Origin of the sequence: Gemella sp. zg-570 (genome assembly GCF_018866345.1) — a bacterium.
GTDB lineage: Bacteria > Bacillota > Bacilli > Staphylococcales > Gemellaceae > Gemelliphila.
This window is the reverse complement of sequence record NZ_CP076443.1, coordinates 250,474-274,515: the sequence shown is the minus strand read 5'-3', so window position 1 is coordinate 274,515 and position 24,042 is coordinate 250,474. Positions and strand designations below refer to the sequence as shown.

Below are 24,042 nucleotides of genomic sequence, written 5' to 3'. Positions count from 1 at the left end.
ACACGTCTAATATAGACTTCTCCTTATTCCAATATATGATAATTCTATATTATATTAATTAGAATGTCAACAAAACCTAAAATTGTAAACTTAGTTTTAAACTTAATATAAAAAACCCAACACTACTAACTAAATTTAGATTAGTATGTGTTGAGTTAAAATTATTTATTTTTTCTTAGGTATTATAAATACTATTGACATAATTGCAAATATACAAAATGCTACGTTAGTAATTAATCCGTAAGTTGCTCCAGCTGTAAAATCTTTGCCAGATGCTAAACCATTATAAACTGCTGCTGATATCGTAACTCCGATAGCTCCACCTAATGAACTTGCCATTTTGTAAATTCCTGCTGCAACTCCAGCTTTTTCGTTTGGCACACTTGAAATTGCTGTATCTGTTGAAGGTGTTGCATAAATTCCAAGACCTGTTCCGAATAAGGCATAACCAATAAATACTAAAACAAAATAAGTTGAACCTTGAACCATTGTTAAGGCCATAAGAGCTATCCCGATAGCATTAATAAGAGTACCAATTAACATTGGTTTTCTTGAACCCATTTTTTGTAATAATTTTTCTCCGATACGAATAGTAATTAAAACACAAACTAGATAACCTAAAGACATCATACCGGCTTTTTGAGAATTTAAGCCACGACCTTGTTGCATGTAAGAATTAATTACGAATAATGTTCCAGCTACTGCATTAAGTAAAAAGTTAGAAATTGTTGCACCTAGATAACCTTGATTTTTGAATAAAGAAAAATCTATAAAAGAATTACTTTTACTAACTTCAACTTTGTAGAAAACATATAGACCAACAATTACTACTGCTATTAAACCTAGTGTTAGCGGACTTAAGAAACCTAATTCTTTTCCTTTAGAAATTCCGATATTTAAGGCTAGCATTGTTATTACAAAAATAGTTAATCCTACATAATCGAAACTTTGTTTTTTATCAGATTTAACTTTACTTTCTGGTGTTCCCATAATTAGTAAAATACTTATTACTGAAACAACAATCGAAATAATAAATACATACTTCCAACCTAGTGAACTAGAAACTGCCCCACCAAATAAAGAGCAAAGACCAGAACCACCCCAAGAACCGATTGACCAGTAACTAACTGCACGTTGACGTTCTGCTCCGTCATAATAAGTTTTAACAAGTGCCATTGTTGCTGGCATAATAAATGCGGCTGCAAGACCTTGCAAGGCACGACCTGCTATAAATAAACCTGAACCAGTCGCAACTACTAATAGGGCTGACCCTATAATATTTAAAACAAGACCTATTAAAGAAAATTTAACACGACCTAATTTATCAGCTAAACCTCCAGCTGCAACAATAAAAATTCCAGAAAATAGAGCTGTTATTGAAATACCGATATTCATAGCACCAGCTGAAATTTTTAAAGTTTTTTGTACGTCAGGTGCTATATTTAACATTGATTGGGCAAATAACCAAAAAGCTAAAACTGCTAGTACAATACCGATTAATAATTTATTTGTTCCCTTGTAATTTGTTTGCATTTTATTCATTCTCCTTTAAACATTCTAATAAGGCTGTTGCCATAGCTTTGGCAGATATTAATATTGATTTTTCATCAATATTAAATTTTGGATTATGGTGTGGATACATTACAGACCCTTCTTTATAAGCTCCTACATAAAAGAAACAACTTGGTTTTTCTTGTGCATAATAAGCAAAATCTTCTGACGGTGTTTGCTTAGGACACTCAAGAACATTTTTAACTACTGCTATTTTATTTTCTTCTAGTGATTTTTTTACTAGGGCTGTAACTTCATAATCATTTACCAAGACTGGATAATCATTTTTGTAATCAAGTTCATATTCAAGACCAAAGGCTGAACTGATACCTGCTAATAATCTTGTAAATTCTTTTTCGATAACATCACGGGCTTCTTCATTCATAATACGAACATCACCCTCCAAAGTTACTTTTTCTTTTATTACGTTAGCAGAACCCACTCCATCAAATGAACCAATAGTAACTACTGCTGTATCAAAAGGATTTACTCTTCTACTAATTATAGTTTGCACCGCAGTTACAAAATGAGATGCCGCAACTATCGTATCATTAGCAAGATGTGGCATTGAACCATGACCACCCTTTCCTTTTAAGGTAACCTTGAAATTTGCTCGTCCTGTTTGAATTGCCCCTGCCCTGTACTCAACATTTCCTGTTGGCATTGTACTCATAACATGAATACCTAAAACTGCATCTACATTATCAAGAACCCCAGCCTCAACCATAGATTTTGCTCCACCCGGTGGCACTTCTTCTGCTGGCTGATGAATTACCCTAACATTACCGCTTAATTCATCTTTTAATTCAATAAGTGTTTCTGCCAAAACCAACATATAGGCTGTGTGTGCGTCATGACCACAAGCGTGCATTACACCTTTTTTCTTTGAAGCATAAGGTAAACCTGTTTCTTCTTGAATTGGTAGAGCGTCAAAATCAGCACGAATAGCAATAGTTTTTCCTGGTTTTGCTCCCATAATATCAACAACTATTCCGTAGCCATCACCAACATTAGTTTTTATCTGACAATCCTTATCTTTATAAAAATTTTTTATATACTTTGCCGTCTCAGTTTCATAAAAAGATAATTCTGGATTTTCGTGCAGATAACGACGAATTTCTATCATGCGTTCTTCTTTTTCTTCTAAAATTTTATAAATTTTATTTAAAAGATTATTCATAATTAATACTCCTTTTATTTTTCTTAACTTAATTTTAATAGACTTAAAATTTCTTGTAAAATTCCTTTTAAAATAAAAAACATAACCAAATAGTTATTTTAAAAATTTAATAATTATTTAAAAGAAAAATTAAATTTATTTTATTTAATAGCTTTTATAGAAATTTTTCTGTATAATATCTATATCAACTTGTTATAATACTAATAAATTATAAAATTTTTAAATATAACTAAATAGAATTTTTTTTATAACTCTTTAGTTATTTACAGGAGCTTATATGGATAATAAGAGAAAATTAGACTATCTTACTAAAATTATTACAAGTAAAAATATTACAAAAGCAGCTACTGAACTTTTTGTATCACAACCCTACTTGAGTAAATTTATTAAAAATATTGAAGAAGAATTAGAAATTAAAATTTTTCAAAAAATAAATGGGCAGATAAATTTAACTTTTGCAGGGGAAAGATACCTTAACTATCTGACTGAAATAGATAAGTTGGAACAGAAAATGCAGAGTGAATTTGACTTGATACGTAATAACAAAAAAGGAAAAATTCGTCTGGGTATAAATCCAGCTTTGGCAACGGCTATGTTATATAAGGTTATACCCCAATTTAAACAAACAAATCCTAATATTATGATTGAATTATTTGAGAAAAATCAAAATATTTCCGAAGAAATGTTAGAAAATAACCAGCTCGATGTTGTTATTGGTATGTCGCCCATATTCAATGAAAAATTATCCTATAATATTATCTATACTGAAAATATGTATTTATTCGCTCACAAATCTAGCAAATTATATAATGGTAAGATAAAGGATATTACAAAATTTTCTAAGTCCCTTGCCCTCTTAAATAATGAACCTATAATTTTAACGCCCTTGCAATACGGCATAGGAAAAATGGTAGAAAATTTTTTCAAAAAAAATAATTTAGAATTAAATACTTCTATTACGACAAGTACCGTACCAACAGCAGTCAATCTTGCTAAATCTGGTATGGGCTGCACCTTTATTCCAGAAAATTTAATTAATAACTATCTTGAAGAAGACGCTACAATTTATAGTTTTAAAAAAACTGATATTAAGGCTGAATATATAGCAATCTTTAGAAAAAATGAACAGCTACCACAAATAACTATAAATTTACTCAATACCATTCTTGAAAACTTAAAAAAATAAAACTTACAGTTACTAATTTCTGTAAGTTTTTTATTTTTAAGTTTTAATTGAAATTTGTAGTTGGTTTTGAGTAGAAAAAAGATAAGAAAATTTTATTTTTTTAAAATTTATTTTCTTTAGTGTCTGCTTTTTTTATTTTACAATGTTTTATACATTTACTCTACAACTTTTATTTTTAAAGAGTAAAAATTTATCACGGTTTGATTATTTCTTATCTTTTTTAAAATTTTATTTTTTATCTTCTGAAATTGATTTTGTTACATCACCAATCAATTTTCCAAAATCAATAGCATTTTTTGATGTTATTACAGCTTGCCCTGTTTCTTCTTCAATTTCTTTTCTAGCATTACCTGCAATAGAGCCACCACGTTTTGCAACTTTTTTATTTTCTTCTAAGCCTTGGGGGTTGGTTGCATTGGCAAGTTCTGTTGTTGTAGCTTCTGCTAGCATATTTAATACAAGTTCAAGTGTAGACATATTATCTCTAAGGTTTTGTTTTTTTAGTCCCTTGTAATCTTTGTACTCTCTTGTTGTCATACCTGTCCAAGCCTTAGTAATTTCATTTGTAAGAATTGCATACTCTCTACCCTCTCTTACTCCGTGGTCTTGCCAAGTATCAGTTAATTCTTTTCTAACTTGAATAGCTTGTAGTCTTTGGTTAATCCATTCTCTTGTATAGCCTTTTTTTAGATAAGTTTCTAAGGCTCTGTCGATTGTTAGTTCCGGGTCAATTATTTCATCAATTCTTTCTTTTCCTACTTGGGCTAGCCACATCTTAAATGGTTCAGCTTTTGGAGATGGAATGGATTGTATGATACGGAAAATCCCTTGCATATCGGCAACGTCAGTTTTATACATTTTACCGTCTTTATGCGACTTTAATTTCAGTGCGTGACAATTTGTCACGACCTCGCTAGCTTCTTCTTTTAATCTTTGTTTTAATTTTCTCCAATAAGCTCCAGCATCTTTACTCTCCGTCAAAACTGCGACAACATCAATTATGCTAAAATACCAGTCTTCTTTGTCCCTATCCCAAATCGAACGTATCTTATTGCCCTCAAATAATTTTATTTCATTATTCATATTTTATCTCCTTATATTTTTTACTTCCTCTTCACAACTTCTTTAGTTGCTTGAATTTTTTTATCAGCGTAAAGTACCACGTCTTTAATAACTAACTTCTGTACGGCTGATATTAGGGTATTTATAAATTCAAAATCAATTTCACCGTTTTTGGTTGGGAGTTGGATAAATTCTTTTTTTACTTTTTCCCAACCTGCTTTATCTGTCCAAGCAAAATTACCATATATAGATTTCCTAATTGCACCTGTTAAAAACAAATTATGATTGTCATTAAGTGAAAAATCTAACTTGCAAGATATTGCATAAGCATCTTGTAACACTGTAAATTCTTTACTTTGATAAAATGTTGCACCAGTATTTGCTCCATTAGCAGATATTGAAATTACATTTTTTAATATAGTTGCATTTGCTTTAGGAGCGTAGTTATTAAGTCCTTGATTTTCAATTCCTGCGGTTAAAACTGGAAGATTGAATTTTTCTGTCTTTCTAGGAGATAAATCTCCTACTTTCATTTTTAAATTTTTTGTTTTGATTTTCTCAAACAAATCTCCAATCCTAAACTCCGCCCAAGTAAGTTTATCTGCTAAGACAAGGTCTAGTGCCTCACGCTCAAGAGTGGATAACTTATAGTTATCCAAGCCGCTTACTGTCAAGTAAGCGGCTAGCTCGCTTATACGCTCCTCTTCTAGCTCGCTTATATAAGCGTCCATAAATTCAAAATCAATTTCTCCATTTTTGATTGGGAGTTTTAGAATAAATGAATTTATCCATTCTTTAGTAGAGCCTGTCCCCCAGCTAAAATTACTTAATAAATGTTTAAATATTCCTACAAAGAATATTCCAATACTTTCATTAAATTCAGAAAATTTAGGCACAAGTATTTTAACATTATTTCCTGTAAAATATTTTTCCTTTTGGTAAAAAACCGTGAATGTGTCTTGTGCAAAAGATAATGTATTTTTAGGATTTAAAAATTCTTCACTTTGTTTAATATACCCTCTAATTCCATTTTCTCCAGTTTTTCTAACAACATAAGGATAACTATCTAATATTTTTTCTTCCATAATCTCTATATTGTTAGCGTGAAAAATTTTTTTCGATGATTTAACCTCAAACAAATCCCCAATCCTATACTCGCCCCACTGAATATTTTTTAGTTTTTTATCCAGTGAGGCTTTTATTTTTTTGATTTTGCTTCCTCCTGGTCTGTATTTTTTATAAGGTTTGCTACTTCCCAAGCCAAATAATCTGCCACGGTTTTTTTAAAGTCTTCTAGTTTTGGTCTTGTGTCTATTGGGGCTGACTGGTTCCAGTCTGCTCCATTGTTTGGGTCGATATGTCCTTCATAGTATTCTTTTTCTGTAAAGATATTTAGTTTGCTTTTGCCAAAGCGGACTAGGTTTGTTATTTCTTCGTATCTTTCTTTTGCTCTGTCGGTATCTCTTAGGTTGTTGCTTGCTTTTTTTCTGTTGCTTCTTGTGTAGCCGTCATTTGAAAAGTCTATGAATTTTACTATTTCATCTTTTTGGTGTCTTTCTCCTACTCTAAAGACGTATATGTTGGTTTGGACGCTTGATTTGCCGACAAATAGGTCTATTGGCATTTTTATGCTGGCTAGTAGGGTGTTTTTTTCTAGTATTTTTTGGTTTATTTCTTTTGCCTTGCCACTTCCTGCTGAGTTTTGTATGATGATTGCCGCATAGCCTTTGTTCATCATTGACAAGGCTTTTTCTACAAAGACCATGCCGTTGCCTTGGGCTGAGTAGGGTGGGTTTAGGATAAAGGCTGTGGCTGGGAAGGTTTCTTCTGTTTTGCCAAAGCCGTATTTGCCGTCAAAGTCTGTTAGTGAGTCTTTGTTTAGTATGTTTGAGCTACCATCTCCCATTAGTATCATGTTTAGTATGGCTAGCATGTAGATGTTTGATAGGACTTCTAGTCCTAGTAGTTGTTCGGCTTTTATTTGGAGTATTTTTTGTTCTAGTTCGGCTGGTGATTTTATTTTTTCTTTGGCGTCTATTATCATTTCGTTCATTGCGGCTACTAGTAGTCCGGCTGAACCTGTCGCAAAGTCCCAAACGTAGCTGTCTTTATCTACTCTGGCTAGTTTTACGAGTAGGTTTGCTACATAAGAGGGTGTTAGGACTACATCGTTTAGTTTGTCTTGGGTAAATCCTAACCAAGAGTACATTTCATTAAATAGTTTTCCTGTGAAGTCTGTTGTTAGTCCTATTTTGTAGTAGATGCCTAAGTCGTCTATTATTTTTGCAAATATTCTTTTTAGTTGGCTTTCTCCGTTTACTGCCTTGTTTATGTTGTCTGAAAGTAGGGTGTTTTCTAAACTTCTTACTATTAATTTTTGTTTTGTATAGGGTAGGTTTTTCTTTTTTAGGAAGGATTTTATTTTTCTTATTATGATTTCTCCGTCTGTGTTGCCTTCTTCTTGTGATGATTTTAGGTCTGATTTTTCTAGTGGGCTTACTTCTCCAGGTATTCCTAGGTTTGCCATTATACTCGCTGATACTAGGTATACTCTGTCGTTTTCGCTAAGTCCTTTTTCGCTTGCGTATATGTCGTTGTTTAGTTTTACTAGACTGGCATTGATTTCTTTTTCTCTTTTGTCTTTTAGGGCTTCTAGTTCTTCTGTTGTTAGGGATAGTTCACTTATTTTTTTTATGAAGTCGTCAAAGTTTTCTTTTCTTAAAAATGATAGGTCTGTGTATTTTCCGATTTCTTGACCTATTCCAAAGTTTTCTTTTGATACGTAGTAGACTCCTATTGTGTGTTTGATTTCTTCTTTGTCGTTTTTATAGCCTGTTACTCCTATAGCTATTACTTGGGTGTAGCTTGTGTAGTGTAGGATTGCATTGGCGTAGTGGACTGCTCCGTTTACTGCATAGTCGTTTATGTTTTTGTAGTTGGGGGAGTTTTTGCTGTTTCTGTTGTCTACATTTCCGTTTTCGTCTAGTTTTATGAGTTTGTCTTTGTAGCCTTTGTATTCTATTAGGACGGGGTAGTAGTTTAGGTTTTTGTCTTGTAGTAGGAGTTTGGCATCAGGTCTGTTGCCTCCACTTCCTCCATTTTTTGATTTGTATTCGTCTAGTGCCTTGTCTATTTCTGCATTTAGGCTTTCTTGTTCGAGTTTGTAGTCTAGCTTGTAGTTTTTTAGCCAGCCGTTTACTAGGTCTGCTATGTTGGGTTCTATTGATTTTATTTTTGCCATCTTGGGTTCCTTTTTGTGTTTTTTTAGTTTTATTATACTATATTTATATTTGTTAGGTCTATGTATTTTTTCTTGTTTTTATAATTGTTTTGAGTTTAATTTTATTTTTTTAAATATTTTATTTGGTATAGTTTTTTGTGGGGCTGGTTTTGATTTTTACAACTTGACTTATTTTATTTTAATTTTTTGAGCTTGTTTTATAGTTTTTGTTTGGCTTCTAGTTTTAATTTTTTTAGCTTGTATTATTTTGATTTTTGATTTTATATTTTATTTGAAATTATTTAATAATTTTTTTTCTAATTATTTTTATTTGAATTTGTTTTATAGTTTTTTTCTTTTTGTATAAATTTATTTTACTAGGTAAAATAAAAAATCTTGTAACAAAAGTTACAAGATTTTATTCTTTTCTGATACGTTCATACATTATAATTCCAGCTGCTACTGACGCATTAAGACTTTGTGTTTTGCCCAGCATTGGCAGGTGATAAAGAAAATCACAAGCCTCGCTTACACTCTTGCTAATTCCGTAGCCCTCATTACCAATGACTATTACTAGGGGAACATCTCTTGCTATCTTTGTATAATTTTCGGAATTTTTTCCTAGGCTTGTGCCGGCAATCCAAAATCCTTTTTCCTTTAACTTATTTATACTGTCCAAAAGATTACCCACCCTGGCAACTGGCATATATTCTATTGCTCCGGCAGATGATTTAACGACGGTTTGACTTACTACTGCCGCCCTACGTTTTGGGATAATTACACCCTTTATTCCACTCGCTTCTGCACTCCTAATAATAGCACCCAGATTATGCGGATCTTCGATATGGTCTAGTAGTAATAGGGTAGTATCCTTATCAATAGTACCCAAAGAATTTAGCATTTCATCTAATTCATAGTAGTTATAGGGAGCGACAAAAGCGACAAGACCCTGATGACGTTCAGTAGTTAAATTATCCAGCTTTCTTTTAGGGACTTCTTGGCAAATAATTTTCTTTTCATTTGCTATGGCAAAAATACTTTTTAAACGCCCCTTTTCTATCCCCTCTTGAAAAAGAATTTTATTTATTTCTCGTCCAGCATTTATGGCTTCCAAAATGCTATTACGTCCAGCTATAATTTCTTTTTCGCTACTTTCATCTGAAATTTTGTATGAATTTTCCTGTTTTTTAAATTTATTCAAATTGAAATCTTTATTATTTTTAAATTTTTTCTCCTGATTTCTCATATTCATTTATAATGTAAGTAAATACTTGCTCCAATCTCAAAAAATTTTTTTCTAAATACCAATAACCAAAAACCGCTTCTAAACCTGTTGCCAACTTATATTCCATAATACTGGCATTCTTCGCCTTAGAGTTATTTTTTTGATTTTTTGCCCTCTTATAAATGGCAACTTCTTCTTCCGTCAGAATATTATTTTCCAAAATAGATTGCATAAATTTAGCCTGCGCCTTGGCAGACACCATGCCCGAAACCAATTTATGCAAATCATTTATTTTTCCTATGTGGTAGGTCATCATATATTCACGGCTCATAATATCATAGATACTATCTCCTATGTAGGCTAGGGACAAGGCTTGGATATTAGCAGAATTTTTTATATTTACCTTTTGAAAACTAAATTTTATATTCTCTTCCATCTAACTCCTTGTTTGGTATCTTCTAAAATAATTCCTTGTTCCTTTAAATCATCTCTTATCTTATCAGCCAAGGCAAAATCACGATTTTTTCTTGCTTCTTCTCGCTTATTTATCAAATTGTCTATTTTTTCATCTTCCATATTTGCCTTATCATCTACTAGGCTAATTCCTAATATTTCTACATAAGTTTCAAAAGTTGCCTTTAAGACTTCCAAAGTTTCCTTATTAACTTCATCACGTTCAGTATAAACGTTAGTAATTCTTACTAAATCATACCAAGAAGACAGGGCATTAGCAGTATTAAAATCATCATTCATCTGTTCTTCCAAGTAGCTAATATTATCCGAGGCTTCATTGACAACATCATCATCTAACCTTTGCTGTGTCATAGAATTAGCAAGCCTAAATAATAAATTTTGATATGAAGTTTTGATTTTATTATAATTAGTTTTTGCTAGTTCAATAGTTTCTAAGGAATAATTTATTGGTGTTCGGTAGTGAACACTTAGCATAAATAGCCTAATTACCATAGGTTCAACACTTTTTCTAATATCTTTTAATAGGGTAAAATTACCCAGCGACTTACTCATTTTTGTTCCGTCAATATTTATAAAACCATTGTGCATCCAATAATTACTAAACTGGGCGTGATTATGGCATTCAGACTGGGCTATTTCATTTTCGTGGTGAGGAAAAGTCAAATCCTGTCCCCCAGCATGAATATCTATGGTTGTCCCCAAAGTTTCTTTTGCCATAACAGAACATTCTATATGCCAACCAGGTCGCCCATTGCCAAAAGGACTAGCCCAAAAAACTTCACCAGCCTTTGCCGCTTTCCACAGGGCAAAATCTAGTGGGTCTTCTTTTTGGTCGTTGGCTTCTACCCTTGCCCCACTTATTAAGTCCTCTATTGATTGCTTACTCAACTTACCATAATCTTTTTTTCTACGAGTTCTAAAATAAACATCACCATTTACTTCATAGGCAAAATCTTCATCTACAAGTTTTTTTATAAATTCAATTATTTCTGGTATATAGTCGCTAACACGCGGATTACTATCAGCACGCTTGCAACCCAAGGCGTCATAATCTTCATAAAATGCTTGTATGTACTTATCCGTCAAATCTTTTGTCGGTATTTTTTCCTCCTGGCTAGCCTTAATAATCTTGTCATCTACATCAGTAAAATTCGACACATATTTTATATCATAGCCTGCATATTCAAAGTATCTTCTAACAACATCAAAAGAGATTATGGGACGGGCATTACCTATATGAATATAATTATAAACAGTCGGTCCACAAACATACATTTTCACCTTATTATCTTCTATGGGTTTAAAAATCTCTTTTTTTTGCGTTAGAGTATTATAAATTTTTATCAAAACTCTTCTCCTTATTTTACAAAACTTTTCACAACTTATTTTAACACAATATAAGGATAAACAATAGTATTTTACCATATTAATAAAATATCTTTTTATAGAACACTTAAAATTTTAAAATTAAAAAACGAAATTTCTTGATAAAATTTTAATTTAAAAAATATTAAATTGCTAAAATAATTTACTTAACAATTACACTAAAGCTACAAATTTTTTATTTACTCCTTACTAAATTTTTTAATTTATAAAAAAATAACTAGTAATATTTTTTCTTATTACTAATTATTTTATAGAATAAAAATTTTATACTTTAACTTCTTTACACTACTTTTAATTTTGTATCTTGATTTTTGTTATTTTAATTTTATAATCAAAATAATTTAATCTTGCAAGTATTATTAAGTTATTAAAATAAAAATATTGGCTATTTGTCAACAAGTAATTATAAAAAATATTTATCTTACAAAAATTCAAAAATATAGAAATTTCACTATAAATTATTCTTATTTTTCTTTATATTTTTTATGTTTATTTTTAATTGTGTATTTTTTACATACTTAAATAAGCCTAATTGTTTTATTTTTTGATTTTTATCATTATTACTAATTATTATAGAACCAAATTTTAAAATAAATTTATTTTATACTTATTATAAAAAATTTTTCTCTAGCTAAAATTTTTAAAATTAAGAGGCTAACTATTTTTTACTGACCTAAATTTTATAAAAATAAAAAAAAGACTACCGCCTATAAGTAATCTTTTAAAGTATAATTAGAATTTGTAAATAGTTGGGACAAAAGCGTATCCTAGTTAAATCATATAACCAGGATACTGGCTAGAGCTAGACGACGCAAATAATATTTACGCATTTCAAGCACTCTTTTGACCAACAAAGTTAGTTTAATAATTTATTGTTGTATGTTGTTGTGTTGTATTGTGTATGTAGTATGTTATTTGTTGTATGAAAAATTTTATATTAAACTAATTCGATAATTGCAGTTTCTGCTCCGTCTCCACGTCTAGGTCCTACACGTAGAATACGAGTGTAGCCACCATTACGGTCTGCATATTTTGGTGCAACTTCTTCAAATAATTTTTTAAGTGCTAATTGGCTTTTACCTTCTGCTGTTGCAACAGCTACTGGTTGCATGAATTTAGCTGCGTTACGTCTTGCTGCTAAGTCACCTTTTTTACCAAAAGTAATCATTTTTTCTGTTAAAGAACGAACTTCTTTAGCTCTTGTAACTGTTGTTTCAATTCTTCCGTGAACTATTAGAGCAGTTACTAAATTTCTTAACATTGCCTTACGGTGTGCAGATGTACGTCCTAATTTTCTGTAACCCATAGTATTCCTCCTTATTATTCTTCTCTAAAACCTAAGTTTAAATCTTCTAATTTAACACGCACTTCGTCAAGTGATTTTCTTCCTAAGTTACGTACTTTTATCATTTCTTGCTCAGATTTATTTGCAAGTTCTTGTACTGTATTTATTCCTGCACGTTTCAAGCAGTTGTAACTACGAACTGATAAATCTAATTCTTCTATTGTCATATCTAACATTTGTCCAGAAGCATCTTCTTCTTTAGCAATTAATACACTTGTATTAGCCGCTTCTTCAGACATTTCCATAAATAACTCTAAGTGAGATATTAGGATTTTTGATGCTAGACCTAAAGCATCTTGGGCCTTTATAGTTCCATTTGTGCTTACTTCTATTGTAAGTTTATCAAAGTCTGTACTTTGACCTACTCTAGTTTTTTCAACTGTATAGTTTACTTTTTCTACTGGTGTATAAATTGAATCAATAGCTATTACTCCTATTGGTAAATCACGACGTTTGTTGCCATCTGCTGGAACAAAACCACGTCCTTTACCTACATAGATTAACATTTCAAGTTGTCCATCTTCAGCTACTGTTGCTATATGTTGGTCTTTATTAAAAATTTCAACATCAGAATCAGCCATAATATCTTCAGCTCTTACTACTTTTGGACCCTTAACGTTAATTGATACAACTTTTTCTTCTTCAGAATGTAATTGGAAGGCAATATTTTTAACGTTCATAATTATTTCTGTAACGTCTTCTACTACTCCTCTTATTGCAGAAAATTCATGTTGAACTCCTGTAATATCTATACACCTTGCAGCTGCACCTGGTAATGATGAGATTAACATTCTTCTCAATGAATTACCCAATGTAGTTCCGTATCCACGCTCTAATGGTTCTACTACAAAGCGACCGAATTTTTCATCATTTGATAATTCAACGATTTGTATTTTTGGTTTTTCTATTGCTAACATTATGTTAAACCTCCTCTAAATTTTGTCAATGTCAATACTATTATACACGACGACGTTTAGGTGGACGGCAACCGTTGTGGGGAACTGGTGTTACATCTTTTATTGATGTTACTTCCAAACCTGCAGATTGTAATGCTCTAATAGCTGCTTCACGTCCAGCTCCTGGACCTTTTACAGTTACATCTACATATTTCATACCATGCTCCATAGCTGTTTTAGCTGCTGCTTCACTTGCCATTTGTGCCGCGAATGGAGTTGATTTTCTAGAACCTTTAAATCCTAATGCTCCTGCACTTGACCATGCTACTGCATTACCATGCTCATCAGTGATTGTTACTATTGAGTTATTAAATGTTGAACGAATGTGTGCTACACCGTTTTGTATATTTTTTTTCACACGACGTTTACGTGATTGTTGTTTACGAGCCATAGTGTTTATTCTCCTCCTATTCTAATTATTTTTTCTTGTTCGCTACTGTTTTCTTAGGACCTTTTCTTGTACGAGCATTATTTTTAGTATTTTGTCCACGTACAGGAAGCCCACGACGATGACGAATTCCTCTGAAGCATCCAATTTCCATTAAACGTTTAATATTTAATGAAACTTCACGGCGTAAATCACCTTCTGTTTTGTAGTTATCTACTATTTCACGAATTTTATCAAGTTCTTCACCTGTTAAATCTTTTACTCTTGCATCTTCAGAAACTCCTGCTTCTTTTAAGATTTTTTGAGAAGTTTTCAAACCTATACCATATACATATGTTAATGATATTACTACTCGTTTTTCACGAGGTATATCAACACCTGCAATACGTGCCATTAATTTTGCACCTCCTATTATCCTTGTTTTTGTTTATGTTTTGCATTTTCGCAAATCACTAATACTTTACCACCACGACGAATTACTTTGCATTTGTCACAGATTTTTTTAACTGATGGTCTTACTTTCATCCTTATATTTCCTCCTTGAAATTATAACTTATTTGAATCTATAAGTTATTCTACCTTTAGTTAGGTCATACGGACTCATTTCAACTGTAACTTTATCTCCAGGTAAAATTCTTATATAATTCATTCTAATTTTCCCAGAAACATGCGCTAAAATAACATGACCATTTTCTAATTCTACTTTAAACATTGCATTAGGCAAGTTTTCTACCACTAAACCTTCTACTTCAATGACATCTTTTGCCATATATTCCTCCCTGATTATTTAAGTGTATCTAATATTTTTTTGATATCTGAAAATACTACTTGAATATCTCTATCTCCGTCAATACTTTGAACTACACCATCTTTTTTGCTATAAAAATCTAACAATGGTTTTGTTTGTTCAATATTAACTTCTAATCTATTCGCAACAGTTTCTTCATTATCATCACTTCTTTGATATAGTTCACCTTGGCAATTATCACATTCACCTTCTACTCTTGTAGGGTTGAAAATTAAATGATAGGTAGCTCCACAAGAACGACATATTCTTCTTCCTGTTAAACGAGGTAGTAGAATACTTGGTTTGACATCTATGTTTAGTACCTTTTCAATTTTTCTAGCTGATTTTACCAAAATTTCATCAAGGGCTACAGCTTGTTCTACTGTTCTAGGAAATCCATCAAGTAAAAAGCCTTCTTTTGCATCTTCTTGATTTAATCTTTCTTCTACAAGTCCAATTGTTACACTATCGGGTACCAACTGTCCCTTGTCAATATAACTTTTTGCTTCAACTCCTAGTGGCGTTTGATTTTTTATCGCTGCCCTAAACATATCTCCTGTTGATATGTGTGGCAAGGGATAATTTTCTTTTATTTTTTCTGCTTGTGTTCCCTTACCTGCACCTGGCAGTCCCATTAATAGTATGTTCATATTATTACCTCTTATCTTCTTCTAGATTTCATAAATCCAGTATAGTGTTTTTCTGTTAGTTGAGTATTAAGTTGCTTAACTGTTTCAAGTGCTACACTGACTACAATCAATAAACTTGTTCCTCCAATTTGCACAGACGCTGGTAATTTAGCCAATGTGGCGAACATTGTTGGAAGGATAGCAATCGCCGCTAAAAATATTGAACCTACAAAAGTTAATCTATACAAAACTTTTGTAATGTATTTTTCAGTTTCTTTACCAGGTCTAATCCCTGGTACGAAACTCCCTTGTTTTCTCAAATTATCAGCCATTTTTTCTGGATTGACTTGTACCATGACGTAGAAATATGTAAAAGCAATAATCAAGACTACATATAGTGTCATTCCAGCCCAATGACTTAAATCGAAATAACTAGCAATTTTTTGTACTTTTTCATTATGCCAAAATATTGCGATAGTTCTTGGCAACTGTAAGAATGCCACTGCAAAAATTACTGGAATAACTCCTGCACCATTTACTTTTAATGGTAAATATGTTGAACGTGCTCCCAACATTTTTCTTCCTGCTCTAGCTTGTGAGTATTGAATTGGTATTTTACGCAAGGCTTCTTGTACATAAACTACACTCATTACTACTGCTAAAACTACAAGTATTACTACTCCTATTTTTAAAAGTGCCAAAGTTAAATTTTCTGCACCTTTTATCTGACTTTCATAAATTTGTATAAATCCTTGTGGAAGTCTTGCTATAATACCAGCTAAGATTATTATCGAAACTCCGTTTCCTACTCCGTATTGAGTTACTAAGTCACCCATCCACAGTAGTAAAGCTGTTCCTGCTGTAAGTACTATTGCAATAGTTAAAAATCCTAAAATAGATGTATCTTTAACCAAGCCTGTATATGCATTATTAAATCCATAAGACATTACTATGGATTGCACAAAGGCTAAAATTATTGCCAATACTCTAGTTAATTTTTGCGTTTTTTTCTGACCCACTTCACCTTGTTTTGACCACTCAGTTAGGGTAGGTATAATATCCATTTGCATAAGTTGAATTACGATAGATGCTGTAATGTAGGGAATAATACCTATAGCAAATACAGAAAACTGTTGTAAAGCTCCTCCTGCGAATGTATTAAATATACTAAATATTCCTGAATCTTCTGCTTTTAATACCGATGCATCAACACCTGGTATTGGCAAATATGACCCTATACGAAATATTGTAATAATAAAAAATGTAAATAATATTTTGTTACGAGTTTCTTTTACTTTAAATAAGTTGAATAGTGCTTTTAGCATTACTATAGCACCTCACAAACTCCACCAGCTACCTCAATTGCTTCTCTTGCTGAAGATGAGAATTTATGAGCTTGTACTGTAAGTTTTTTCTCTAACTTACCTGTAGCTAATACTTTTACACCTGAAAGTTCTTTTTTAATAACTTTTGCTTCTAATAGAGCGGCAGGGCTAACTACAGAACCATCTTCAAATTTGTTTAAATCTGCAAGATTTACAAGAGCGTAATCTTTTCTATTTACATTCTTAAATCCACGTTTTGGAATACGTCTGAATAAAGGATTTTGTCCCCCTTCAAAACCTGGGCGAACTCCACCACCACTACGTGCTTTTTGACCTTTGTGACCACGTCCACTTGTTTTTCCGTTTCCTGAACCAATCCCACGACCTACTCTATTACGTTCTTTTCTAGAACCTTCAACTGGTTTTAATTCATGTAATTTCATTTAGACGAGCACCTCCTTATTTTATTTTTCTTCTACTGTTACTAAGTGTGATACTTTATTAATCATACCACGAATTGCAGCATTATCTTTATGTTCTACTGTTTGGTGCATTTTTCTAAGACCTAAGGCTTGAACTACTTTTCTTTGTTTTTCTGGACGTCCTATCGTACTACGAGTTAGGGTTACTTTTAATGTCATGATCTATTCCCTCCTCTTATCCTAATAATTCTTCCACAGATTTTCCACGTAAAGCTGCTACGTGTTCTACTGTTTGTAGTCTAGTTAATCCTTCAACTGTTGCACGTACCATATTAATTGGTGTGTTAGAACCTAAAGATTTAGAAAGAATGTTTGAAATTCCTGCTAATTCTAATACGGCACGAACTGGACCACCAGCTATAACCCCAGTACCAGGCGCTGCTGGTTTTATTAATACAGAACCTGCTCCAAAGTTACCGATAATTTCGTGAGGTGTTGTTCCGTTCACAATTGGTACATTTATTAAGTTGTGTTTTGCAGCTTCTACTGCTTTTTTAATTGCATCTGGTACCTCTTGGGCCTTACCAGTTCCAAATCCAACACGTCCATTTTTATCACCCACTACTACTAAAGCAGAGAAACGGAAACGACGTCCACCTTTAACAACTTTAGCTACACGACGAATAGCAACTACACGTTCTTCAAATTCTTTTTTGATTTCTTCTTGGCGCATCTTGTCTATTTCCCTCCTTATTAGAATACTAGTCCGTTTTCACGTGCTGCATCAGCTAATGCTTTAACACGTCCATGGTATAAATATCCTCCACGGTCGAAAACAACTTTAGTAATTCCTTTTGATTTTGCTGCTTCAGCAATTAATTTTCCAACTTCTTTTGCTGCAGCTACGCTTGATTTAGATACTTCAGCTAATTTTAGTGATGAAGCAGATGCTAATGTTACACCTTTAGCATCATCAATAATTTGTGCATAAATATTTGTGTTTGAACGATATACGTTTAAACGTGGTACTTCCTTAGTTCCTTGAACTTTTACACGTACTCTTGCGTGTCTTTTTTTACGAACTTTGTTTTTATCAAGTTTCGTAATCATATTTGAAACACTCCTTTCTTTTATCTATTATTTACCAGTTTTTCCTTCTTTACGGCGTACATATTCCCCAACATAGCGAATACCTTTTCCTTTATAAGGTTCTGGTGGGCGTACTGCACGAACTTTCGCCGCATATTGCCCTACTAATTCTTTGCTAATTCCTTCAATACTTACTTTAGTATTTCCTTCAACACCTAGTTTAATTCCTTCAATTTGTTCAAATTCTACTGGGTGAGAATAACCAACGCTAAGCACTAATTTATTTCCTTGCATTTGAGTACGATAACCAACCCCGATTAATTCTAGTTCTTTTCTAAATCCATTAGAAACACCTTCAATCATGTTAGCTAATAATGCACGAGTTGTTCCATGTATTGTACGATGTCTTTTTGAATCGCTTGGACGTACTACTGTTATTTCATTACCTTCAACGTTAAATGTTAATTCAGCGTCAAATTGTTTTGTTAATTCACCTTTAGGTCCTTTTACTACTGCTAAGTTGTTATCTAACTTAACTTCTACTCCTGCAGGTATCGTAATAACTTTATTACCTATACGAGACATTAATTGGCTCCTCCTTCTATTATTACCAGATGTAAGCTAATACTTCTCCACCTGTATTATTTTTACGAGCAACTTTATCAGTTACAACTCCATTTGAAGTTGAGACGATTGCTATACCTAATCCGTTTAATACTTTTGGAAGCTCATCAGCTTTAGCATATACACGTAAACCAGGTTTTGAAATTCTTTTAATTCCTTTAATTACTCTTTCTCCTCTTGAGTATTTAAGGAAGATTTTGATTATTCCTTGTTTGTTATCTTCGATATATTCTACATCTTTGATAAAACCTTCTTGTTTTAAGATTTCAACTATTTCTTTTTTTATGTTTGATGCTGGTACTTCTAGTGATTCGTGTTTTACCATATTAGCATTACGAATACGAGTAAGTAAATCTGCGATAGGATCTGTCATTGTCATTAGGATAAATCCCCCTTTCTATTTTTATATTACCAACTTGATTTTTTAACTCCAGGTATTTGACCTTTATAAGCTAATTCACGGAATTTAATACGTGAAATTCCAAATTTACCAATGTATCCATGTGGACGTCCCGTAATGCTACAACGATTACGTAGTCTTGCTGGCGCTGAATTTTTTGGAAGTTTGCTTAATCCGATGTAATCACCTTTAGCTTTTAATTCTTCTCTTTTAGCTGCATATTTTTCAACTAATCTTTGGCGTTTTAGTTCACGCTCTACCATTGATTTTTTAGCCATTATACTACCTCTCTAATATTATTTTGCAAACGGCATTCCACAAAGTGCTAATAACTCACGAGCTTCATCATCTGTTTTAGCTGTAGTTACAACTACTATGTCCATACCTCTAACTTTACTTACTTTATCATAGTCAATTTCTGGGAAAATTAGTTGCTCTTTAACTCCTAGCGTATAATTCCCACGCCCATCAAATGCTTTTTTAGAAACACCATGGAAGTCACGAACACGAGGAAGTGCTACTGTTACTAATTTATCAAAAAATTCATACATTCTTTCTCCACGCAAAGTAACTTTAGTTCCAATAGGCATCCCTTCACGTAAACGGTAAGTTGCTATTGATTTTTTAGCTCTTGTTACTAGTGGTTTTTGTCCAGATATTAAAGTTAATTCTGTAACTGCATTGTCTAGGTTTTTAGAGTTTTGAACTGCATCTCCTACACCCATGTTAATTACGATTTTTTCAATTTTCGGTACTTGCATTACACTTTTGTATCCGAACTTTGTCATTAATTCTTTTGTTATCTCTGTTTTAAATTTATCTCCTAAACGAGCCATCTAAAATAGTGCCTCCTTTCTCTACTATTAATTAAATTTCTTTTCCTGATTTTTTAGATATACGTACTTTTTTACCATCTCTCACTTCAAAACCTACTCTTGTTGGTTTTCCAGTTTCAGGATCTTGTAACATTACATTAGATACGTGAATTGGTGCTTCAAATTCAACTCTTCCACCTTGAGGTGCTGCTTGAGATGATTTTGTGTGTTTTTTTACAATATTAACACCTTCAACAACTACACGGTCTTCTTTTGGTAAAGCTTGTTTTACTATCCCAACTTTACCTTTATCTTTTCCGGTAATTACTACTACTTTATCACCTTTTTTAATGAACATGTCTTGCTGGCCTCCTTCTTTATTTCTACTTTTTAAGTGATTATAATACTTCTGGAGCTAGTGATACGATCTTCATATAGTTACCGTCTCTTAGTTCACGAGCAACTGGACCAAAGATACGAGTACCACGTGGACTCTTATCATCACGGATAATTACACAAGCATTTTCATCAAATTTTATATATGACCCATCATTACGACGAGCTCCTGTTTTTGTACGAACTACTACAGCTTTAACTACATCACCTTTTTTAACAACTCCTCCTGGTGTTGCTTTTTTTACAGAACATACAATTACATCACCAATATTAGCAATTTTACGTCCTGAACCACCAAGAACTTTGATTGTTAAAACTTCTTTTGCTCCTGAGTTATCAGCTACTTTTAAGCGTGTTTCTTGTTGAATCATGCGCTTTTTGCCTCCTTATTACAGTATATTTATACTTTTTTAGATAATTACTGCTTCTTCTACTACTTCTACTAAACGGAAGTGTTTTGTTGCAGATAATGGACGAGTTTCCATTATTTTTACAATATCATTAATTTTTGCTACATTATTTTCATCATGTGCTTTGAATTTTTTTGAATATTTTACGCGTTTCCCGTAAAGTGGATGTTTTTTGTAAGTTTCTACTAAAACTGTGATTGTTTTATCCATTTTAGTTGAAACAACTTTACCTACGTAAACTTTTCTATCATTTCTTTCAGTCATAGTTACCTCCTATTTTATTTATTCGCTAATTCTCTTTCGCGAATAACAGTTTTCATACGAGCGATTGATTTTCTAACTTGACTAATACGAGCTGTATTTTCTAATTGACCTGTTGCCAATTGGAAGCGTAAGTTGAAAAGCTCTTCTTTTAATTCTTTAATTTTTGTTTCTAACTCTTGTGAAGTTAATTCTCTAATCATAGATTTGAATTCTCTTGTTTTCATTATGCTTCACCACCTGTTTCTTCACGTTTTACAAATTTACATTTAACAGGTAATTTGTGAGATGCAAGTCTTAGAGCTTCACGAGCAACTTCTTCACTTACTCCAGCAACTTCAAACATCACTCTACCTGGTTTAACTATTGCAACCCATCCTTCAACTGCACCTTTACCAGAACCCATACGAACTTCTAAAGGTTTTTTAGTGTAAGGCATGTGGGGGAATATTTTAATCCACACTTTACCACCACGTTTCATATAACGTGTCATAGCAATACGTGCTGATTCTATTTGACGAGAAGTAACTCTTGATGCTGTTGTAGCTTGTAATCCGTATTCTCCGAAATCTACTACTGTGCCAGCTTTTGCTTTACCTTTTGTTGATTGTCTGTGTTGACGACGATATTTTACACGTTTAGGCATTAACATAATTAGTTACCTCCTTTTTCAGATTTTTTAGTTGGTAATACTTCACCACGGTTAATCCAAACTTTAACTCCAAGTTTGCCATAAGTTGTATCAGCTTCTTCATGAGCGTAGTCAATATCAGCTCTTAATGTATGTAGAGGTACCGACCCTTCTGAATATCCTTCTGAACGAGCCATATCTGCTCCACCAAGTCGTCCTGATACTTGAGTTTTAATTCCTTTTGCTCCACCTCTAATAGCTCTTTGGATAGCTTGTTTTTGAGCACGACGGAATGATACACGAGCTTCTAATTGACGAGCAATATTTTCTGCAACTAGTTTAGCGTCGATATCAACTTTTTTAATTTCCACAACGTTTATGTGTACTCTTTTTCCAGTTAATTTATTTAACGATAGTCTTAATTTATCAATTTCAGTTCCACCTTTACCGATTACCATACCAGGTTTGCCAGTGTGTACTGAAATGTTTACTTTTTTATCAAATCTTTCAATTTCTACTTTAGAAACTGATGCGTCTTTTAATTGTTTACTTATAAATTCACGTATTCTAAAATCTTCGTGTAAGTTTGTAGCAAAATCTTTTTCTGCATACCATTTTGAATCCCAATCACGAATAATTCCTACACGCAATCCTATTGGATGTACTTTTTGACCCACAGTTTAGCCTCCTTTTGTTTTTTAGATATACTAAAATATTATTTGTTGTCGCTTACTACGATAGTAATATGACTTGTTCTTTTGTTAATTGCACTTGCAGATCCTTTTGCACGTGGACGGAATCTCTTAAGAGTTGGTCCTTCGTTTGCAAAAGCTTGTGATACTACTAAGTCTTCTATATTCATTCCGTAATTATGTTCAGCATTTGCAGTAGCTGACTTGATAACTTTAGCCACTGGTAATGAAGCTGCTCTAGGTGTGAATTCTAAAATTCCTAATGCTTCGCCCACTTTTTTGCCACGTACTAAGTCTAATACAAGTCTTACTTTACGAGGTGCTATGCGGACTGTCTTAGCGATTGCTTTTGACTCCATGAGGTGCCTCCTTGATTTTATCTATTTATTATCTTCTTCTTGTTTTTTTATCGTCTGCTGCGTGACCTTTATATGTTCTTGTCGGTGCAAACTCTCCAAGCTTATGTCCAACCATATCCTCAGTTACATAAACAGGTACATGTTTTCTTCCGTCATATACAGCAAATGTAATTCCAATAAAAGTTGGGAATATTGTTGAACGACGTGACCAAGTTTTAATTACTTGTTTTTTCTCTTGGCCATTCATTTTTTCTACTTTTGCTAATAAGTGGTGATCAGCGAATGGTCCTTTTTTTAAGCTACGAGCCATTGTGTTATCTCCTTTCGAATGTTGTATGCTGTGTTGTTGGTAAAGAGCTTTTGCTCCTTACCAAGTCCAGCTATTTTCCTATTTGTTACGAGCACGTACAATGAATTTGTTTGAACGAGCTTTTTTAGAACGTGTTTTCTTCCCAAGTGTAGGTTTACCCCAAGGCGACATTGGTGATTTGCGTCCGATTGAAGTACGTCCTTCACCTCCACCGTGTGGGTGATCGTTAGGGTTCATAACAGAACCACGAACTGTAGGTCTTTTACCTAGCCAACGAGTTCTTCCTGCTTTACCTATATTAATTAATCCGTGTTGTTCGTTACCAACTTCACCTATTGTTGCACGGCAAGTCGCTAAAATCATTCTTACTTCTCCTGATTTAAGACGAACTAATACGTATTTACCTTCTTTACCTAATACTTGAGCACTTGCACCAGCAGAACGAACTAATTGTCCACCTTTACCTGGTTTAAGTTCTATGTTGTGTATTAAAGTACCTACTGGAATATTAGCAAGCGGTAAAGAGTTACCTACTTTAATATCTACTTCTTGCCCTGAAACTACTTCTTGTCCAACAACTAATTCTTTCGGTGCAATTATGTATCGTTTTTCACCATCAACATAGTGTAACAATGCGATATTTGCAGAACGATTTGGATCGTACTCTATTGTAGCAACTTTTGCTGGTACATTGTCTTTATTTCTTTTAAAGTCAATAATGCGGTATTGTTTTTTGTGTCCTCCCCCATTGTGGCGAACTGTTATTTTACCTTGATTATTTCTTCCCGCTTTTTTCGGTAGCGGCGCTAATAATGACTTTTCTGGTTTTGTTGCAGTTATTTCTGCAAAATCTAATGATGTCATATTACGACGACCATTAGTTATAGCCTTATATACTTTAATAGCCATTTGTCATTTC

34 protein-coding genes are annotated in these 24,042 nt (G+C 32.8%); 1 reads left to right on the top strand and 33 read right to left on the bottom strand.

Annotated elements, in window-relative coordinates; all coding sequences use genetic code 11:
• Positions 1-165 precede the first annotated feature (165 nt).
• Together KMP11_RS01400 and KMP11_RS01395 are read right to left on the bottom strand one after the other, a co-directional pair.
• Positions 166-1,533: an MFS transporter gene (locus tag KMP11_RS01400; protein WP_216280169.1), complete on the bottom strand. Its 1,368-nt coding sequence runs from the start codon at positions 1,531-1,533 to the stop codon at positions 166-168.
• Position 1,534: 1 nt separating this feature from the next.
• Positions 1,535-2,731: a M20 family metallopeptidase gene (locus KMP11_RS01395; protein WP_216279972.1), complete on the bottom strand. Its 1,197-nt coding sequence runs from the start codon at positions 2,729-2,731 to the stop codon at positions 1,535-1,537.
• Between the two features lie 277 nt (positions 2,732-3,008).
• Here KMP11_RS01395 and KMP11_RS01390 point away from each other — a divergent pair, with 277 nt between their 5' ends.
• On the top strand, positions 3,009-3,917 hold the full coding sequence (locus tag KMP11_RS01390) for a LysR family transcriptional regulator (protein WP_216279971.1): 909 nt from the start codon (positions 3,009-3,011) through the stop codon (positions 3,915-3,917).
• A gap of 228 nt (positions 3,918-4,145) precedes the next feature.
• Here the strand turns inward: KMP11_RS01390 and KMP11_RS01385 are convergent, their stop codons facing one another.
• The 31 genes from KMP11_RS01385 to rplB all read right to left on the bottom strand — a co-directional run bounded on the left by KMP11_RS01385 (position 4,146) and on the right by rplB (position 24,032).
• Positions 4,146-5,000: a BRO family protein gene (locus KMP11_RS01385; RefSeq protein WP_216279970.1), complete on the bottom strand. Its 855-nt coding sequence runs from the start codon at positions 4,998-5,000 to the stop codon at positions 4,146-4,148.
• A 20-nt stretch (positions 5,001-5,020) separates the two neighbouring features.
• Positions 5,021-6,238: a restriction endonuclease subunit S gene (locus KMP11_RS01380; RefSeq protein ID WP_216279969.1), complete on the bottom strand. Its 1,218-nt coding sequence runs from the start codon at positions 6,236-6,238 to the stop codon at positions 5,021-5,023.
• On the bottom strand, positions 6,178-8,220 hold the full coding sequence (locus KMP11_RS01375) for an HsdM family class I SAM-dependent methyltransferase (protein ID WP_216279968.1): 2,043 nt from the start codon (positions 8,218-8,220) through the stop codon (positions 6,178-6,180). The genes KMP11_RS01380 and KMP11_RS01375 overlap by 61 nt, the downstream gene beginning before the upstream one ends.
• 397 nt (positions 8,221-8,617) lie before the next feature.
• Positions 8,618-9,451 (bottom strand): 23S rRNA (guanosine(2251)-2'-O)-methyltransferase RlmB, encoded by an 834-nt coding sequence (gene rlmB, locus KMP11_RS01370; RefSeq protein ID WP_371741354.1) that lies wholly within the window; start codon positions 9,449-9,451, stop codon positions 8,618-8,620.
• Positions 9,420-9,860: a Mini-ribonuclease 3 gene (locus KMP11_RS01365; protein ID WP_216279967.1), complete on the bottom strand. Its 441-nt coding sequence runs from the start codon at positions 9,858-9,860 to the stop codon at positions 9,420-9,422. Before KMP11_RS01365 ends, rlmB begins: the two co-directional genes overlap by 32 nt.
• A complete protein-coding gene (gene cysS, locus KMP11_RS01360; protein WP_216279966.1) occupies positions 9,845-11,245 on the bottom strand; it encodes a cysteine--tRNA ligase in 1,401 nt (466 codons plus the stop codon). Before cysS ends, KMP11_RS01365 begins: the two co-directional genes overlap by 16 nt.
• A gap of 976 nt (positions 11,246-12,221) precedes the next feature.
• Positions 12,222-12,590, bottom strand: coding sequence for a 50S ribosomal protein L17 (rplQ, locus tag KMP11_RS01355; protein ID WP_215756041.1), 369 nt, complete (start codon positions 12,588-12,590; stop codon positions 12,222-12,224).
• 14 nt (positions 12,591-12,604) lie between these two features.
• On the bottom strand, positions 12,605-13,546 hold the full coding sequence (locus tag KMP11_RS01350) for a DNA-directed RNA polymerase subunit alpha (RefSeq protein ID WP_215756042.1): 942 nt from the start codon (positions 13,544-13,546) through the stop codon (positions 12,605-12,607).
• A gap of 40 nt (positions 13,547-13,586) precedes the next feature.
• Positions 13,587-13,976, bottom strand: a complete 390-nt coding sequence (gene rpsK / locus KMP11_RS01345) for a 30S ribosomal protein S11 (RefSeq protein WP_215756043.1) — start codon at positions 13,974-13,976, stop codon at positions 13,587-13,589.
• A gap of 25 nt (positions 13,977-14,001) precedes the next feature.
• Positions 14,002-14,367, bottom strand: a complete 366-nt coding sequence (rpsM, locus tag KMP11_RS01340) for a 30S ribosomal protein S13 (RefSeq protein WP_215756044.1) — start codon at positions 14,365-14,367, stop codon at positions 14,002-14,004.
• A gap of 17 nt (positions 14,368-14,384) precedes the next feature.
• The gene (gene rpmJ, locus KMP11_RS01335) at positions 14,385-14,498 is read right to left on the bottom strand and encodes a 50S ribosomal protein L36 (RefSeq protein ID WP_003144208.1); all 114 of its coding nucleotides are present in this window, start codon (positions 14,496-14,498) and stop codon (positions 14,385-14,387) included.
• A gap of 28 nt (positions 14,499-14,526) precedes the next feature.
• Positions 14,527-14,742 (bottom strand): translation initiation factor IF-1, encoded by a 216-nt coding sequence (infA, locus tag KMP11_RS01330; RefSeq protein ID WP_066130735.1) that lies wholly within the window; start codon positions 14,740-14,742, stop codon positions 14,527-14,529.
• A gap of 14 nt (positions 14,743-14,756) precedes the next feature.
• Positions 14,757-15,410, bottom strand: coding sequence for an adenylate kinase (locus tag KMP11_RS01325; protein WP_216279965.1), 654 nt, complete (start codon positions 15,408-15,410; stop codon positions 14,757-14,759).
• 11 nt (positions 15,411-15,421) lie between these two features.
• Positions 15,422-16,714 carry a preprotein translocase subunit SecY gene (secY, locus tag KMP11_RS01320; RefSeq protein ID WP_215756046.1) on the bottom strand — a complete coding sequence of 431 codons (1,293 nt, stop codon included), beginning with the start codon at positions 16,712-16,714 and terminating at the stop codon, positions 15,422-15,424.
• A 2-nt stretch (positions 16,715-16,716) separates the two neighbouring features.
• Positions 16,717-17,157 carry a 50S ribosomal protein L15 gene (rplO, locus tag KMP11_RS01315; RefSeq protein WP_216279964.1) on the bottom strand — a complete coding sequence of 147 codons (441 nt, stop codon included), beginning with the start codon at positions 17,155-17,157 and terminating at the stop codon, positions 16,717-16,719.
• A 21-nt stretch (positions 17,158-17,178) separates the two neighbouring features.
• Positions 17,179-17,355, bottom strand: a complete 177-nt coding sequence (gene rpmD, locus KMP11_RS01310; protein ID WP_179942112.1) for a 50S ribosomal protein L30 — start codon at positions 17,353-17,355, stop codon at positions 17,179-17,181.
• Positions 17,356-17,371: 16 nt separating this feature from the next.
• Positions 17,372-17,869: a 30S ribosomal protein S5 gene (gene rpsE / locus KMP11_RS01305; RefSeq protein ID WP_215756048.1), complete on the bottom strand. Its 498-nt coding sequence runs from the start codon at positions 17,867-17,869 to the stop codon at positions 17,372-17,374.
• Between the two features lie 20 nt (positions 17,870-17,889).
• Positions 17,890-18,246: a 50S ribosomal protein L18 gene (gene rplR, locus KMP11_RS01300; RefSeq protein WP_215756049.1), complete on the bottom strand. Its 357-nt coding sequence runs from the start codon at positions 18,244-18,246 to the stop codon at positions 17,890-17,892.
• A gap of 27 nt (positions 18,247-18,273) precedes the next feature.
• Positions 18,274-18,810: a 50S ribosomal protein L6 gene (gene rplF, locus KMP11_RS01295; protein ID WP_215756050.1), complete on the bottom strand. Its 537-nt coding sequence runs from the start codon at positions 18,808-18,810 to the stop codon at positions 18,274-18,276.
• A 22-nt stretch (positions 18,811-18,832) separates the two neighbouring features.
• The gene (rpsH, locus tag KMP11_RS01290; RefSeq protein ID WP_215756051.1) at positions 18,833-19,228 is read right to left on the bottom strand and encodes a 30S ribosomal protein S8; all 396 of its coding nucleotides are present in this window, start codon (positions 19,226-19,228) and stop codon (positions 18,833-18,835) included.
• A gap of 29 nt (positions 19,229-19,257) precedes the next feature.
• Positions 19,258-19,527 (bottom strand): 30S ribosomal protein S14, encoded by a 270-nt coding sequence (gene rpsN, locus KMP11_RS01285; protein WP_215756052.1) that lies wholly within the window; start codon positions 19,525-19,527, stop codon positions 19,258-19,260.
• Positions 19,528-19,545: 18 nt separating this feature from the next.
• Entirely contained in the window at positions 19,546-20,085 is a 540-nt protein-coding gene (rplE, locus tag KMP11_RS01280) for a 50S ribosomal protein L5 (RefSeq protein WP_215756053.1), read from the bottom strand.
• Between the two features lie 31 nt (positions 20,086-20,116).
• Positions 20,117-20,422: a 50S ribosomal protein L24 gene (gene rplX, locus KMP11_RS01275; RefSeq protein WP_215756054.1), complete on the bottom strand. Its 306-nt coding sequence runs from the start codon at positions 20,420-20,422 to the stop codon at positions 20,117-20,119.
• Between the two features lie 40 nt (positions 20,423-20,462).
• Complete coding sequence (gene rplN / locus KMP11_RS01270; RefSeq protein WP_215756055.1) at positions 20,463-20,831, bottom strand: 50S ribosomal protein L14; 369 nt, start codon at positions 20,829-20,831, stop codon at positions 20,463-20,465.
• A gap of 39 nt (positions 20,832-20,870) precedes the next feature.
• Positions 20,871-21,134, bottom strand: a complete 264-nt coding sequence (gene rpsQ / locus KMP11_RS01265; protein WP_215756056.1) for a 30S ribosomal protein S17 — start codon at positions 21,132-21,134, stop codon at positions 20,871-20,873.
• 14 nt (positions 21,135-21,148) lie between these two features.
• The gene (gene rpmC / locus KMP11_RS01260) at positions 21,149-21,334 is read right to left on the bottom strand and encodes a 50S ribosomal protein L29 (RefSeq protein WP_370520016.1); all 186 of its coding nucleotides are present in this window, start codon (positions 21,332-21,334) and stop codon (positions 21,149-21,151) included.
• Positions 21,335-21,357: 23 nt separating this feature from the next.
• Positions 21,358-21,783, bottom strand: coding sequence for a 50S ribosomal protein L16 (gene rplP / locus KMP11_RS01255; RefSeq protein WP_215756057.1), 426 nt, complete (start codon positions 21,781-21,783; stop codon positions 21,358-21,360).
• Positions 21,784-21,785: 2 nt separating this feature from the next.
• A complete protein-coding gene (gene rpsC, locus KMP11_RS01250; RefSeq protein WP_215756058.1) occupies positions 21,786-22,439 on the bottom strand; it encodes a 30S ribosomal protein S3 in 654 nt (217 codons plus the stop codon).
• A gap of 38 nt (positions 22,440-22,477) precedes the next feature.
• The gene (gene rplV / locus KMP11_RS01245; RefSeq protein ID WP_215756059.1) at positions 22,478-22,813 is read right to left on the bottom strand and encodes a 50S ribosomal protein L22; all 336 of its coding nucleotides are present in this window, start codon (positions 22,811-22,813) and stop codon (positions 22,478-22,480) included.
• 28 nt (positions 22,814-22,841) lie between these two features.
• Entirely contained in the window at positions 22,842-23,123 is a 282-nt protein-coding gene (rpsS, locus tag KMP11_RS01240; protein WP_215756060.1) for a 30S ribosomal protein S19, read from the bottom strand.
• 78 nt (positions 23,124-23,201) lie between these two features.
• Entirely contained in the window at positions 23,202-24,032 is an 831-nt protein-coding gene (rplB, locus tag KMP11_RS01235; RefSeq protein ID WP_215756061.1) for a 50S ribosomal protein L2, read from the bottom strand.
• Between the last annotated feature and the right edge of the window lie 10 nt (positions 24,033-24,042).